The sequence below is a fragment of the Streptomyces scabichelini genome (genome assembly GCF_011045015.1).
GTDB classification, from domain to species: Bacteria; Actinomycetota; Actinomycetes; order Streptomycetales; family Streptomycetaceae; genus Streptomyces; species Streptomyces scabichelini.
The window spans coordinates 1-12950 of the sequence record NZ_JAAKZY010000268.1; the positions used below are offsets into that span (position 1 = coordinate 1).

General features: G+C 67.8%; 13 protein-coding genes and 1 pseudogene. 10 read left to right on the forward strand and 4 right to left on the reverse strand.

The window, feature by feature from the left end; genetic code table 11:
• The 6 genes and pseudogenes from G5C60_RS44830 to G5C60_RS44855 form a co-directional block, all read left to right on the forward strand.
• The coding region (locus tag G5C60_RS44830) for an oxidoreductase (RefSeq protein ID WP_165269008.1) at positions 1 to 719 on the forward strand (719 nt) is incomplete at its 5' end.
• A 26-nt stretch (positions 720 to 745) separates the two neighbouring features.
• A complete protein-coding gene (locus G5C60_RS44835) occupies positions 746 to 1687 on the forward strand; it encodes an NmrA/HSCARG family protein (RefSeq protein WP_165269010.1) in 942 nt (313 codons plus the stop codon).
• A 30-nt stretch (positions 1688 to 1717) separates the two neighbouring features.
• A complete protein-coding gene (locus tag G5C60_RS44840) occupies positions 1718 to 1888 on the forward strand; it encodes a hypothetical protein (protein ID WP_165269012.1) in 171 nt (56 codons plus the stop codon).
• 17 nt (positions 1889 to 1905) lie between these two features.
• Positions 1906 to 2043: a hypothetical protein gene (locus G5C60_RS44845; RefSeq protein ID WP_165269014.1), complete on the forward strand. Its 138-nt coding sequence runs from the start codon at positions 1906 to 1908 to the stop codon at positions 2041 to 2043.
• A 409-nt stretch (positions 2044 to 2452) separates the two neighbouring features.
• Positions 2453 to 3361 carry an alpha/beta fold hydrolase gene (locus G5C60_RS44850; RefSeq protein ID WP_165269016.1) on the forward strand — a complete coding sequence of 303 codons (909 nt, stop codon included), beginning with the start codon at positions 2453 to 2455 and terminating at the stop codon, positions 3359 to 3361.
• A gap of 361 nt (positions 3362 to 3722) precedes the next feature.
• Positions 3723 to 4340: pseudogene (locus G5C60_RS44855) on the forward strand (IS256 family transposase); the annotation flags it as partial.
• A gap of 258 nt (positions 4341 to 4598) precedes the next feature.
• Here G5C60_RS44855 and G5C60_RS52775 read toward each other — a convergent pair.
• The 3 genes from G5C60_RS52775 to G5C60_RS44870 form a co-directional block, all read right to left on the reverse strand.
• Positions 4599 to 5585, reverse strand: coding sequence for a helix-turn-helix domain-containing protein (locus G5C60_RS52775; protein WP_241267526.1), 987 nt, complete (start codon positions 5583 to 5585; stop codon positions 4599 to 4601).
• 450 nt (positions 5586 to 6035) lie between these two features.
• A complete protein-coding gene (locus G5C60_RS44865; RefSeq protein WP_165269020.1) occupies positions 6036 to 7079 on the reverse strand; it encodes an alpha/beta hydrolase in 1044 nt (347 codons plus the stop codon).
• A gap of 276 nt (positions 7080 to 7355) precedes the next feature.
• Entirely contained in the window at positions 7356 to 8240 is an 885-nt protein-coding gene (locus G5C60_RS44870) for an aldo/keto reductase family oxidoreductase (RefSeq protein ID WP_165269022.1), read from the reverse strand.
• Positions 8241 to 8333: 93 nt separating this feature from the next.
• On the opposite strand from G5C60_RS44870, the gene G5C60_RS44875 reads away from it, so the two are divergent.
• Positions 8334 to 9197: a LysR family transcriptional regulator gene (locus G5C60_RS44875; RefSeq protein WP_165269024.1), complete on the forward strand. Its 864-nt coding sequence runs from the start codon at positions 8334 to 8336 to the stop codon at positions 9195 to 9197.
• A gap of 253 nt (positions 9198 to 9450) precedes the next feature.
• A complete protein-coding gene (locus tag G5C60_RS52780; protein ID WP_165269026.1) occupies positions 9451 to 10437 on the forward strand; it encodes a helix-turn-helix domain-containing protein in 987 nt (328 codons plus the stop codon).
• A gap of 798 nt (positions 10438 to 11235) precedes the next feature.
• Here the strand turns inward: G5C60_RS52780 and G5C60_RS44885 are convergent.
• On the reverse strand, positions 11236 to 11619 hold the full coding sequence (locus G5C60_RS44885) for a winged helix-turn-helix transcriptional regulator (protein ID WP_165269028.1): 384 nt from the start codon (positions 11617 to 11619) through the stop codon (positions 11236 to 11238).
• 105 nt (positions 11620 to 11724) lie between these two features.
• On the opposite strand from G5C60_RS44885, the gene G5C60_RS44890 reads away from it, so the two are divergent.
• On the forward strand, positions 11725 to 12348 hold the full coding sequence (locus G5C60_RS44890; RefSeq protein WP_165269030.1) for an NAD(P)-dependent oxidoreductase: 624 nt from the start codon (positions 11725 to 11727) through the stop codon (positions 12346 to 12348).
• An 81-nt stretch (positions 12349 to 12429) separates the two neighbouring features.
• A complete protein-coding gene (locus G5C60_RS44895; protein WP_165269032.1) occupies positions 12430 to 12828 on the forward strand; it encodes a YybH family protein in 399 nt (132 codons plus the stop codon).
• Positions 12829 to 12950 lie beyond the last annotated feature (122 nt).

Below are 12950 nucleotides of genomic sequence, written 5' to 3' on the forward strand. Positions count from 1 at the left end.
CCGTCGCCCCCTCGGCCATCCAGCCCAAGGGCGCGATGTTCACCACCTCCGGCCTGCAGGACATGCCCACCCCCCGGGCCCTGGCCACCGACGAAGTCGCCGACGTGGTGGACGAATTCCGCCACGCGGCCTCGGCCGCCATCGCAGCCGGCTTCGATGGCGTCGAGATCCACGGAGCCAACGGTTACCTCGTCCACCAGTTCCTCGCCGGCAACACCAACCAGCGCACCGACCGCTACGGCGGCCCGCTCGAAAACCGCATCCGCTTCGCGGTCGAGGTCGCCTCCGCGGTGGCCGACGAGATCGGCGCCGAACGCACCGGTGTGCGTCTCTCCCCGGGCAATCCCTACAACGACATCGCCGAACACGACACCCGGGACCTGTACCCGGCGCTCGTCACGGCCCTGGCACCACTGAACCTCGCCTACCTCCACCTGATCCACGGCGGCGACGCGGAACTCCTGCGCGGGCTGCGCCAGCTGTGGCCGACGGCCCTGCTCCTCAACCGCGCGGGAACCGACATCGACGCGCGCGTCGCCGACCTCGACGCCGGCCTGGCCGACGTCATCACGGTCGGCACCATGGCACTGGCCAACCCCGACCTCCCGGCCCGCATCCGCTCCGGCGCACCGCTCAACCAGGCCGACCCGGCCACCTTCTACGGCGGCGACCACCACGGCTACACCGACTACCCCACCCTCGCCGCGACGTTGGTCTGACAAGCACTTCGGACAGGAGAATTCCGATGTCCCACGACAACGTGGTCACAGTCCTCGGTGCGACCGGCACCCAGGGAGGTGCGGTCGCGCGTGCGCTGCTGGCCGACGGCGCCTTCGCTGTACGGGCGGTGACGCGCGACGGCGCGTCGCCGAAGGCACAGATCCTGGCGGGGCTCGGCGCCCATGTGGTGGAGGCGAGCCTCACCGACGAGGGCGGCCTGCGCCGGGCGTTCGACGGGGCGTACGGCGCGTTCCTCGTCACGCCGTACTGGGAGCACCGTTCGCCCGTGCGGGAACTGGCCGAGGTCGAGAACCTCATCAGCGCGGCCCAGGCGGCCGGTCTGCGGCATGTCATCTGGTCGACGCTGGAGGACACGCGGGAGGCGATCGTGGCCGACGACGACCGGATGCCGTTCATCGGCGACGGTTACCGGGTGCCGCACTTCGACGTGAAGGGCGGCGCCGCCGACGCTCTGTTCGCCAAGTCGGGTCTGCCCACGACGTACCTGTTGCTGTCCTTCTTCTGGGACAACCTGCTCACCCTCGCCAGACCGCAACGCGACCCCGACGGGACGCTCGCCTTGCACCTCCCCCTCGGTGACACGGCCGTCGCGGGCATCGCCTCCGACGACATCGGCCAGGCGGTGCTGCGCGTGCTGCGGCGGCCGTCGGAGACGATCGGCGCCACCGTCCCCGTGGCCGGCGAGCACCTGACCGGCGAGCAAATGGCGGCAGCGCTGAGCACGGTGCTCAGTGAGCCGGTGGCCTACCGCCCGCCCAGCCACGACCAGTTCCGCGGCCTCGGCTTCCCCGGCGCCGACGAGTTGGGAAACATGTTCCAGTACTACGCCGAGTTCTCCGGGTCCTACCACGGCCTGCGTGAGCGCGAAGCGACGCGCGCGTTCAACCCGGATCCGTTGAGCCTGACCGACTTCCTGGCCGCACATCGTGCCGAACTCGAAGCCTGACCGGCTGCTCGGCAACTCAGAGGAATATCCATGACCAGCGACAACAGCAGCCTGTTCAGTCCACCCGGAACCCCCGGCCACGCGGAAGCGGACTCCTCCTTCCAGCTCGCGGCACCGGTCAATCCCGCCGCGTTCACGGCCCGCTCGATCGACGACGTCGTCCGCGCCGCCGCACGCCGGGCGGGCGGCCGCTGCTGCTGAACACCACCGGCCACGCGATGGGCCGGACCGCCTCGCTGAACGGCTCGCTGGTGCTGCGTCCGCTCATCGACGCACCCGTCCACGTCCACCCGGAAACCCGGACGGCCCGCGTGCCCGCCGGCAAGACCCGGGGCGACATCCTGCCGTCGGGATGAACGGTTTCGTCATCTGGCCCGAACGAGACCACACCCGACAGATCAGCGCGTTTGCCGCCGAAGTCGTACCCGCAGTACGCGAAGCCCTCGCACGCAAGACCTGACCCCTCCGTGCGCTCGGGCCGGGCAGCACCCCCGGCACAACGGCACCAGCTGTACCCGTCAGAGTCCTTCCTTCCCCAGAGCAGCGTCTTGCTTCTCACCGGCCACAAAGGCGGCACGGTGAACTGCCCCTGTCCACCGCGCCCTCCACAACGCCGACCACCCAACGATGCCCGCATCCGCCGCGCGCACCGCAGCCCGCGACACCTCCACCGACCAGGTACTGGCCGAGCTTGCCGCCGGCTCCGCCGGCCCTCACGGACAGACGTTCCTGGTCTTTCTCTTCGACCCAGCCCCAGGTGATCCCATGAGCGACGAAAAAACGCCCCTCCCCGACGGATTCGAGAGCATCACCGTCACGGCGAACGGCACCCGGCTGCATGCCGTGGTCGGCGGGACCGGTGCACCCGTACTCCTTCTGCACGGCTGGCCCCAGACATGGCGAGCCTGGCGACACCTCATGCCGGCCCTCGCCGCGCACGGTTACCGCGTCGTCGTACCCGACCTGCGCGGCATGGGTGCCTCCGACCGTCCCCCGAGCGGATACGACAAGGACACACAAGCAGAGGACATGCGCGAACTCCTCGCACAGCTCGGCATCCACGGCGGCATCCGCGTCGTCGGGCACGACATCGGTGGCATGGTGGCCTTCGCCTACGCCCGTCGCCACCCCGAGGAAGTCGAACACCTCGTCCTCGTCGAACTCGCCCTACCCGGCTTCGGCCTGGAGCAGGCGATGGACGTGGCCTCCGGCGGTCTGTTCCACTTCGGCCTCTTCATGACCGAAGAACTGCCCGAGCTGCTCCTCGAAGGCCGGGAGAGCGACTTCCTCACCTGGTGGTTCGACTGGTTGTCCGCGGTACCCGGAACCTTCCCGCCGGAAGAGGTCGACACCATCGCCTCCTCCTACCGCGGATACGAGGCACTGCGCGCCGGCTTCGCGCACTACCGCACCCTCCTTGACGACGGCCGCGTCAACCGGGCCTGGCACGAAACCGGAGGAACCCTTCCCATTCCCGTACTCGCCGTCGGCGGCGAGCACAGCTCAGGCGCCCGACTCGCCGACAGCCTGGACACGGCCGCGCCGCACCTGACCGGTGCGGTGATTGCGGGCAGTGGCCACTTCGTGCCCGAGGAACGCCCCGAGGCCTTCGCCCGCGAGCTGCTCGCCTTCCTGGCGACCCCGCCCCGCCAGGCTGGCGGTGCTCACCGGTAGTCGGGCAGTCCCTGCACAACGGCGAAGCTCCTGGTAGACGATTCTTTCGCTCACCTCCGCCACGATCTTCGCCTGCTTGTCGGCCCGTCCTGATTGATCAGCCCAGCCGCACCTCGCGGTTCCCGACCGGTCAACTCCCAGTCCAGCGGCAGGAGACTGGGGCAGCTGATGGTGCCTTCCCGCGGCATGTCAGGCCCTGCTCGCCCGGTCACGTCCACGGACGTGGTGTACGGCGGGTTGTTGAGGCTGTCGCTGGTCGGGGTGGTTTGACCAGGCATGCGGGTGGCGTGGGACATGAAGGTGCGGCCATCGGATGAGCCTTTCGGACGTACCGATCAAAGCCCGTCCGTGGAGGTTCCCGATGACCGCTCCGCACAGTGTGTCCTTCCCCGAGGTGCTGGAGGACTATCTCGCCTCGGCGAGTCCCGATCTCGTCCGGCAGATGCTGACCACTTTCGCGAACGCGCTGATGAGCGCTGACGTGCAGGAACAGTGCAACGCCGAGTACCGCGAAGTGACACCGGAGCGCGTCAACCGCCGCAACGGCTACCGGCCCCGCGAGTGGGACACCCGGGCCGGGACCGTCGAGTTGGCCGTGCCCCGGCTGCGCGAAGGAAGCTACTTCCCCGAGTGGCTGCTGGAACGCCGCCGCCGTTCCGAGCAGGCTCTCATGTCCGTGATCGCCACCTGCTACGTGCGAGGAGTCAGCACGCGCCGGGTCGAGGGGATCGCCAAAGACCTCGGTGTCGCCCAGCTGTCGAAGTCCCAAGTCTCCAATCTGGTCAAGCACTTGGACGGGCAGCTGGATGCGTGGCGCAACCGCCCCCTGGATGCCGGCCCGTATGTGTTCGTGTGGGCCGACGCGCTGACCATGAAGGTCCGTGAGGACGGCCGGGTGGTCAACATCGCCTGCCTGGTCGCGGTCGCGGTCACCAGTGAGGGCCGCCGCGAGGTCATCGGCCTGGACGCCGTGACCAGCTCGGGCTTTCACGAAGGGTGAACCCAGTGCCGCGCGCCCCACCGCAGATGTGGTGGCAAACGGTCTGCCAGGGCCCGTCCTGCTCAGGGAGGTCTTGCCACAGGCGGCCGGTGCGGAACCAGAACATGACCGGCTCGAACTGGTCCAGCTCAAGCTGGTTTTCCGGGCCGGGTCCGAACTGCCCGATGGTAAATACAGTGCGGTCAACTTCCCGGCGTCATCGGTCAGTTCATGCGTCAGGCCCTGCTTCAGGTCCGTTCAGCGTGCGGCCGATCCGGTCGAGCGGGCATATTCGGTCGGCGTTTGGCCGTAGTGTTTCTTGAAGGCGCGGATGAAGTGGCTGCTGTCGACGAAGTGCCAGTGGGCGGCCAGTTCCGAGACGCTCCACCGGCCGGATGGCGATGTGAGGGCGAGCCGGGCTTCTTCCAGCCGCCGGTGGCGGATGTAGGCGGTCACCGACTCTCCTACCGTGGCGAACGCCCGCTGCAGGGTGCGTACGGAGACGTTGAGCTCGCGCGCCAGCATCGCCGGGGACAGCTCGCGATCGGCGAGATGGCTGTTGGCGAGGTCCTTCGCGGCCCGGGTGAGTGCGGGAGCCAACTGTGGTTCCACGTCGTCGAAGCGACGCACCGCCACGGCCTTGGCCAGTTCGATCAGGGTGCTGTGGGCGGCGTGCACACCCGCCGGGCCGAGGTCGGTGGCCGTCTTCTGGATCATGTTCGTGTGGGCCGTCAGCAGGCGCATCTCGGCCGAGTCCGCCGGCCCGATGACGGTCCGGTTCCCGAGTAGGGATCTGAGCGTCGCGGAGGGCAGGAAAAGGAACTGCGCCCTGGTGTGCGGCGCCGTCTCGAAGGGCATCCGCCGCCCGAAGTGCCGGAGGAGGAACTGCCCGGTCGGTACGGTGTGCTCGTCGCGGTCGGGCAGGCCGCCCAACGTCCATGCGCCGCGCCGTAGTACGTGGATCACCACCAGGTCCCGATCGCCGCCCGCGGGGTCCGCGACCCGGGTGGCCGACGCCATGTGGAGATCGGCGATCACCACATCGCACACCCGGGCGACGGATCCCTTGAGCCGGAAGTCGGCGACCGTGGCCGGGCTGAAGGCCGGCAAGGGAAAGACATCGCCGATCTGCGTCTGCCATCCACGACGGAAGGCATCGAATCCTCGCGGTACGGCACCCGGGACCCTGGAATCCACGACGAACGCCCCGCGCGACCCGTCGGTCTCCGATCCAGCGCTGTTCATCTCCGGTCGACCCACCCCGTGTTCGCTGTTCCGACGCTTTCTTGTGGCGCATATGTTCTGTCCGGACGCCGCTGTGGTTCAAGCGCGTGCTGTGCCGACCTTCATAGGCTACGGCGGTAGGCGCAAGCCCGGGCGGTTCTGGGTCCGGTGATACGAAACATCGAGACACTCGTAAAGCAACAAAAATCCAGCCACGTGGCCGTTGCCCAGGGTGCCCGTGGGAGGTCGCCAGGGCTCCGTTGTTCTCACGATCGGCCGGAATGATCACGTGAGTCCGAAGAGGGCTGGCGGCCGGGTCATGTCCCGCCCGTGATGATGCAGACCCTCGGCGATGTTGTCCCAGCCGGCCAGGTGGTGGACTGCTTGGTGCTGTTCGCAGTGCTGTGCCCGGAAGTGGACGGTGGGCGAACTCCTGTTACCCAGCCCTGCTGGGAGCCGTGCCACGTCCTGTCAGAGCTTGCGGGACAGCCATGTGTCGATGGTGTTGGTGGTGCTGTCGGCGTTGCGCTGGAGGGCCAGGTCGTGGCCGGCTCCGGGAATGGCCTTCACGTCGACGTCCGGGCTGGCCGGGTAGGCGGCGGTCTCCGCTTTGAGGGTCTTGTCCAGGTCAGAGGGGTCGAAATACAGGCCATCGTGCTGGCCCACGAGCGACAGGAGGGGAACGTCGACGCTCTTGCCGTACGCGTCGTTGCTCTGCTCGTCTCCGAAGGAAGTGAATTCTCCGATGGTGGCGGTCTGCTTGGCCGCATCGTCGGCCTTGACGGTGCTCAGGTCGGCATTGAACGGCCAGTAGAGCAGCTGGCGCATGCCGTCCCGGGTGGTGAGGGATCCGTCCGGTATCGCACGGTCGGTGAAGGCGGCGTCTTCGGCGGCGGGGTGCATCGCAGCATTGAACAGCAGCTGACCGGCGCCGGCGTGGTGCATGAATCCCGTGACGACGACAGCGTCGACGTCACGGTAGGTCGCGGCTTCCTGGATGGCGACCACGCTGCCCATGGAGTGGCCGACCAGTGCGACCGGCAGCCCCTTATGGGCGGCCTTCAGCTTGGTGACCAGTTGGTGGATGGTGGCGGAGTGAGTCGTGCCGTTCAGCTCGTCCGCGGCCGGCCTGCTGGAGTTGCCAGTTCCCAGGCGGTCCACGGCGACGGTGATCCAGCCGTCCTCAGCCGCCTCGCGGGCCTGCGAGATCCTGCCGCGGTCTGTCACGAGATCGAAATACCTGTGGTCATAGGTGACGCCCGGGATCATCACCTGGATGCCCCGCACGCGGGCGCGGGTCGGCCGGTATTCCACGGCACTCACCGTCTGGTCAGCCGGTCCGCTGCCGGTGAGTGAGACCTTTTCGGTGATCGTGTGGCGGGTGACGCCCGATGCACGCTCGGAGGCGGCCGACGCGTTTTGGGGCGCGACCGTGACGGCGGTGACGAGCAGCGCGGCGGACGCCGCGCCCACGGTGAAAAGGGCCACTGGGTTTCGGGGCTTGGTCGAGGACATGGAGAATCCTTGCTGTCTGGTCATCGTGGACTGTTCCGTGGCCTGGGCTCACTACTGGGCGGTCGGCATGCTCGTGGACGCCGGTGCCTTCATTTGCCCTCAAGAAGGCGGTCGAGATCCAAACCACGCGAGGAAAGGGCGGAGTGGTGGCGTGCGCCGACCATGCCGGCCGGGACGCGTAACGAAGTCACTGCCGTCCCGGCCGGCATGACGTTCCGCGGCTCCTGCTCTGGATCCGCGGCTCGACCTCATCGGGCGGACTCGCCCCGGGCAGGTTCAGCGGCCGATCTTGTCCAGCTCGGCGAGTTCCTCCTCGGAGAGCGGGAGTCCCGCGCCGGTGACGTTCTCGCGCAGGTGGGCCACCGACGAGGTGCCGGGAATGAGCAGAATGTTCGGTGACCGCTGCAGCAGCCAGGCCAGGGCGACCGACATCGGCGTCGCATCCAGCCGGGCGGAGACCGCGGTCAGCGCCGCGGACTGCAGCGGGGTGAAGCCGCCGAGCGGGAAGAACGGAACGTAGGCGATGCCCTTGGCGGCAAGGTCGTCGATCAGTTCGTCATCCTGACGGTAGGCGAGGTTGTACATGTTCTGCACGCACACGATCGGCGCGATCGCCTGCGCCTCGGCGACCTGCTCCGCCGTCGTGTTACTCACTCCCAGGTGCCGGATCAGGCCCTCCTGCTGGAGTTCGACGAGGGTCTCGAAGGGCTCGGCGAGCGAGCCGGGCCGGGGGCCCTGGGCGTCGCCGAGCCGGAGATTGACCACGTCGAGAGCGTCGACTCCGAGGTCCTCAAGGTTCTCCTGTACGGCGCGGCGCAGATCCTCGGGCCGCCGGGCAGGGGGCCAGCCGCCCTGCTCATCGCGGACCGCGCCGACCTTCGTCACGATGTGAAGTGATGCGGCATAGGGGTGCAGCGCTTCACGGATCAGCTGGTTGGTGACGCGTGGTCCGTAGGCGCCGGAGGTGTCGATGTGGGTGATGCCCAGGGCGGCGGCCTCACGCAGGACCGCGAGCGCACCGTCGTGATCGGCGGGCATGCCCATGACGCCGGGGCCGGCGAGCTGCATAGCGCCGTACCCGAAGCGGTTAACGGTCAGGTCGCCCAGGGGCCAGGTCCCGCCGGGCAGTGACGGGGAGGGTGTGTTCGTGGTCTCGCTCATGCCGTCGATGGTCACTCCCGGACAGGCATCGCATCCAATACCGATTCGGTGCACTGTCATACCCAGTGGGTATCACCGAGGTATGCTGGGGTCATGGACACCTTGGAGACCCGCGAGCTGAGGTACTTTCTGGCCGTCGCCGAGGAACTGCACTTCGGCCGTGCCGCCAAGCGCCTTGGCATGGCGCAGCCGCCGCTGTCCCGGGCGATTCAGCAGCTCGAGCGGCGCCTCGGCGTCGCCCTACTGCAGCGCAACCGCCGCGGCGTCGCCTTGACCGACGCCGGAGAGATGCTGCTGCACGAGGGCCGCGCGGCCCTCGACGCGACCACCGCCGCCGCCCGCCGCACCCGCCGCGTCGGCGGCGCCGACCGTCCGGGCAGCTTCCGCAACCGCCTGGTACTGGCGGTGAAGGCCGGCTCATCCCACGAACTGTTGCACAAGCTCCTCGACGCCTACGCGGTCGAGCCCGACGCCGCCGAGATCGAGGTACTGCCGAGCGGCACGTGCGAGCAGGGCGAGATGCTGCGTGACGGCCGCGCCGATGTGGCGCTCATGCACGCGCCGTTCAACTCCCTCACCGGGTTCGACAGCGAGGAACTGATGACCGAAGGGCAGATCGCCATCTTGCCCGCCGGCCACCCCCTCGCCACGCACAGGACACTGTCCCTCGCCGACATTGACAACATCCCCGATCTTCCGCTCGCCCGCTGGGCCCACGACGGTGCCTACCCACCCGGCCCGGGCCCCGAGATCCACGACCAGACGCAGCTGGCCCAGTTGATCGCCCTCGGTCGCACCGCGGCCGTCTTCCCCGACTCCGCCCGCTCCTGGCTGTGGGCCGAGCACACTGCCGTCCCCCTGACCGACGCGCCCCCCGTCGTCACACACCTCGCCTGGCCCGCGCACAGTCGCTCCCTCGCCCTCGCGGGGCTGATCCGCACAGCCACCCGGCTATGACCGGCCTCGGAGACCGTCGGATGACTCATCACAGCGTCCCCCTTTTGCCTTCATTGGGACTGTGAAAATTCAATGGCCCTGTTCCGCAGTCGGCAGCGCACCAGGCAGTGGACGCCTTGCCGAACCGTGCGAAACGGTGTTCACGGCATTAGGAACTCGGCACGGCAGGCACTTGAACCACAGCGGCGTCGGGACAGAACGTGTACGCCACAAGAAGGCGTCGGAACATCGAACACGAGGTGGATCACCGGAGATGAACAGCACTGGATCGGAGACCGACGGGTCGCGCGGGGCGTTCGTCGTGGATTCCAGGGTCCCGGGTGCCGTACCGCGAGGATTCGATGCCTTCCGTCGTGGATGGCAGACGCAGGTCGGCGATGTCTTTCCCTTGCCGGCCTTCAGCCCGGCCACGGTCGCCGACTTCCGGCTCAAGGGACGCGTCGCCCGGGTGTGCGATGTGGTGATCGCTGATCTCCACATGGCGTCGGCCACCCGGGTCGCGGACCCCGCGGGCGGCGATCGGGACCTGGTGGTGATCCACGTACTACGGCGCGGCGCATGGACGTTGGGCGGCCTGCCCGACCGCGACGAGCTCACCGTACCGACCGGGCAGTTCCTCCTCCGGCACTTCGGGCGGCGGATGCCCTTCGAGACGGCGCCGCACACCAGGGCGCAGTTCCTTTTCCTGCCCTCCGCGACGCTCAGATCCCTACTCGGGAACCGGACTGTCATCGGGCCGGCGGACTCGGCCGAGATGCGCCTGCTGACGGCCCACACGAACATGATCCAGAAGACGGCCACCGACCTCGGCCCGGCGGGTGTGCACGCCGCCCACAGCACCCTGATCGAACTGGCCAAGGCCGTGGCGGTGCGCCGCTTCGACGACGTGGAACCACAGTTGGCTCCCGCACTCACCCGGGCCGCGAAGGACCTCGCCAACAGCCATCTCGCCGATCGCGAGCTGTCCCCAGCGATGCTGGCACGCGAGCTCAACGTCTCCGTACGCACCCTGCAGCGGGCATTCGCCACGGTAGGAGAGTCGGTGACCGCCTACATCCGCCACCGGCGGCTGGAAGAAGCCCGGCTCGCCCTCACATCGCCATCCGGCCGGTGGAGCATCTCGGAACTCGCCGCCCACTGGCACTTCGTCGACAGCAGCCACTTCATCCGCGCCTTCAAGAAACACTACGGCCAAACGCCGACCGAATATGCCCGCTCGACCGGATCGGCCGCACGCTGAACCGACCTGAAACCGGGCCTGACGCATGAACTGACCGATGACGCCGGGAAGTTGACCGTACTGTATTTACCAAATGTCACCACCCCGCAGAACACCACGAGTTAAAGACCAGCACACTCGAAGACGATCATGGACGAAAACCCCGCCCGCTTCTTCGGACAGTCAAAGTACTACGGAGCGGCTTTGCCATCATGGTCACCATGAGTCAACGAGACCGCTCCCGTCCCCTGGCTGTGCAACACAACTTCAGCGACGATGAAATCGAGCACGGACTCAAAGCTGTTCGCCTCTACGCCAGTTTGAGACTTGGCGTTCGCGACGCGTCCCAGCCCAATGAGCACTATGCATCGTGAAGTTGCAGGTCTTGTGTCCTGCACGTGCCTCACAGCGACACTCCACGGTTCCCGTGGACGGTCCCCAGCACCACGCTGACCTGCGAGCTCACCGGCATCACAGAGGCATCGGCTTCGGCCGGAACGAACCCCACCAGCGTTCCGGACCGACATCAGCCCACGTCAGGGCACACAAGAAGCACCTCGGCGCACGCCACGGCATTTACCACGCCCCCGGCGCGCACCGAAGGTGCGCTGTATCGCTGACCCGAGAAGTCAGAGCTTCCGGCGGCGATAGCGCTCACCTGCTGACAGCTACGGAAATCGAGCATTCCCCGGCTCCGTATCTCCCATTAGTACTGCAGCCGCAGTTGCTGTGAAAGCGGCCCGCCATGCACGGTCATCGACCACGGCACCATGGCCTCGTGCATGGCGGACCGTACCTCGCAGTCGGGCTACTCGGTGATCAGCCCGCGAACTCGTCCGCGGAGCGGGCGTCGTGGGCCTTGCGCAAGGACAGGACCTCGTCCACGTGCTCCGCGGCCCAGGTGCTGATCGGCTCCACGACGGGCCGCAGGGAGTGGCCCAGCGGGGTCAGTTCGTACTCCACGCGGGGCGGGACCTCGGCGAAGACCGTGCGGGTGAGCAGGCCGTCGCGTTCCATCCCCCGCAGCGTGTAGGTGAGGACCTTGGGTGTCACGTGATGAAGCACCCCTCGCAGTTCGCTGAACCGCTTGGGGCCGTCACCCAGGTTCAGCACGATCAGCACCGACCACTTGTCACCGATGCGGTCGAGCACCAGCCGGGACGGGCAGCAGATCTCGGAGTCGTCGGCAGCTTCTTTCACCATACCCAAAGGGTACCTAAGTATCTTTGAAGTAACCAGTATCTCATTGATACCTTCTCGGTGATGGCGTGTGCGCGGCACACGCGATGACTACAAGGAGGTCATGGGATGCGCATCTTGCTGTTCGGAGCCACCGGGATGATCGGCAGCCGGATCGCTGCCGAGGCGGGCGAGCGGGGCCACGAGGTGACCGGTGCCACGCGCAACGGGAAGGACGGCACCCTCGCGGCGGACGCGAGCGACGCCGACACCGTCGCGCGCCTGGCGGCCGGCCACGACGCGGTGGTCCTGGCGGTGTCACCGCCACGGGGCGGCATCGAGGCCACCGAGTCACTGCTGGAGGTGGGCCGCGGCGTACTGGACGGCGTACGCAAGGCCGGGGTGCGTCGCCTGGTCGTGGTGGGCGGCGCGGGCATCCTGGAGGTCTCCCCCGGTGTACGGGTCGTCGACACCCCCGGGTTCCCCGAGGACGCCCTGCCGCCGGTTCGCGCCCAGGTGGCGCTATTCGAGCTTGTCCGGGACAACGCCGACGACCTGGAATGGACCTACCTCTCCCCGCCCGCGGTGATCACGCCGGGCGAGCGCACGGGCGCGTACCGGACAGGCGATCACCAACTGCTCAGCGACGGCGAGGGCAACAGCCACATCAGCACCGAGGACTACGCCGTCGCTCTCGTCGACGAGTTGCAGCGGGGCGAGCTCACCCGCCGCCTCGTCCACGTCGCGTACTGACCGGCTCACAGAAATGGAAGAGTTGGCACGTCACCGACACGTGTGGTGTGGGTTGCCAACCAAATATCAGAGGAGCACCACATGACGAACAACAACAGCACCGCCGACGCGGTCGGCGTAGTCGAGGCGTACATGCAAGCGCTGCAGATCAAGGACACTGACACGATCTTGCGGCTCTACGCCGACGAGGCCGAGATCATCCCCGAGAACTTGCCCAGCCTGCGCGGCCGCGACGCCGTTGACTCCTTCTACGCCAGCACCTTCGCCGCCATCGGGATGGAGGTCAACGTGGAGGTGGTCTCGACCGAGGTCTACGACGAGATCGCGATCGTCCGATCCGAGCAGCCCGTCACGGTGATTGCCGTGGCCGACGGCACTCGCACCCAGGCCTACTTCCGCGAGCTGTTCGTGCTGCGTCACACCCCGGACGGGTGGCGCATCCACAAGTACATGTTCTCCCAGAACCCGGCGCAGGCCTAGTGTCCTGCGCCAGAGATTCGTCGGCAGAAGCGGGCGAGGGAGTCGAGGATTTCTTCGGCTGTCTTGGTCCAGATGAAGGGCTTGGGGTCTTCGTTCCAGTCCTTGACCCAGGCGCGGATGTC

What these genes read in the sequence shown, in the direction of transcription:
- G5C60_RS44835 (WP_165269010.1), top strand. Translation starts at nt 746, where the DNA reads ATGTCCCACGACAACGTGGTCACAGTCCTCGGTGCGACCGGCACCCAG.
- G5C60_RS44840 (WP_165269012.1), top strand. Translation starts at nt 1,718, where the DNA reads ATGACCAGCGACAACAGCAGCCTGTTCAGTCCACCCGGAACCCCCGGC.
- G5C60_RS44845 (WP_165269014.1), top strand. Translation starts at nt 1,906, where the DNA reads ATGGGCCGGACCGCCTCGCTGAACGGCTCGCTGGTGCTGCGTCCGCTC.
- G5C60_RS44850 (WP_165269016.1), top strand. Translation starts at nt 2,453, where the DNA reads ATGAGCGACGAAAAAACGCCCCTCCCCGACGGATTCGAGAGCATCACC.
- G5C60_RS52775 (WP_241267526.1), bottom strand. Translation starts at nt 5,585, where the DNA reads ATGAACAGCGCTGGATCGGAGACCGACGGGTCGCGCGGGGCGTTCGTC.
- G5C60_RS44865 (WP_165269020.1), bottom strand. Translation starts at nt 7,079, where the DNA reads ATGTCCTCGACCAAGCCCCGAAACCCAGTGGCCCTTTTCACCGTGGGC.
- G5C60_RS44870 (WP_165269022.1), bottom strand. Translation starts at nt 8,240, where the DNA reads ATGAGCGAGACCACGAACACACCCTCCCCGTCACTGCCCGGCGGGACC.
- G5C60_RS44875 (WP_165269024.1), top strand. Translation starts at nt 8,334, where the DNA reads ATGGACACCTTGGAGACCCGCGAGCTGAGGTACTTTCTGGCCGTCGCC.
- G5C60_RS52780 (WP_165269026.1), top strand. Translation starts at nt 9,451, where the DNA reads ATGAACAGCACTGGATCGGAGACCGACGGGTCGCGCGGGGCGTTCGTC.
- G5C60_RS44885 (WP_165269028.1), bottom strand. Translation starts at nt 11,619, where the DNA reads ATGGTGAAAGAAGCTGCCGACGACTCCGAGATCTGCTGCCCGTCCCGG.
- G5C60_RS44890 (WP_165269030.1), top strand. Translation starts at nt 11,725, where the DNA reads ATGCGCATCTTGCTGTTCGGAGCCACCGGGATGATCGGCAGCCGGATC.
- G5C60_RS44895 (WP_165269032.1), top strand. Translation starts at nt 12,430, where the DNA reads ATGACGAACAACAACAGCACCGCCGACGCGGTCGGCGTAGTCGAGGCG.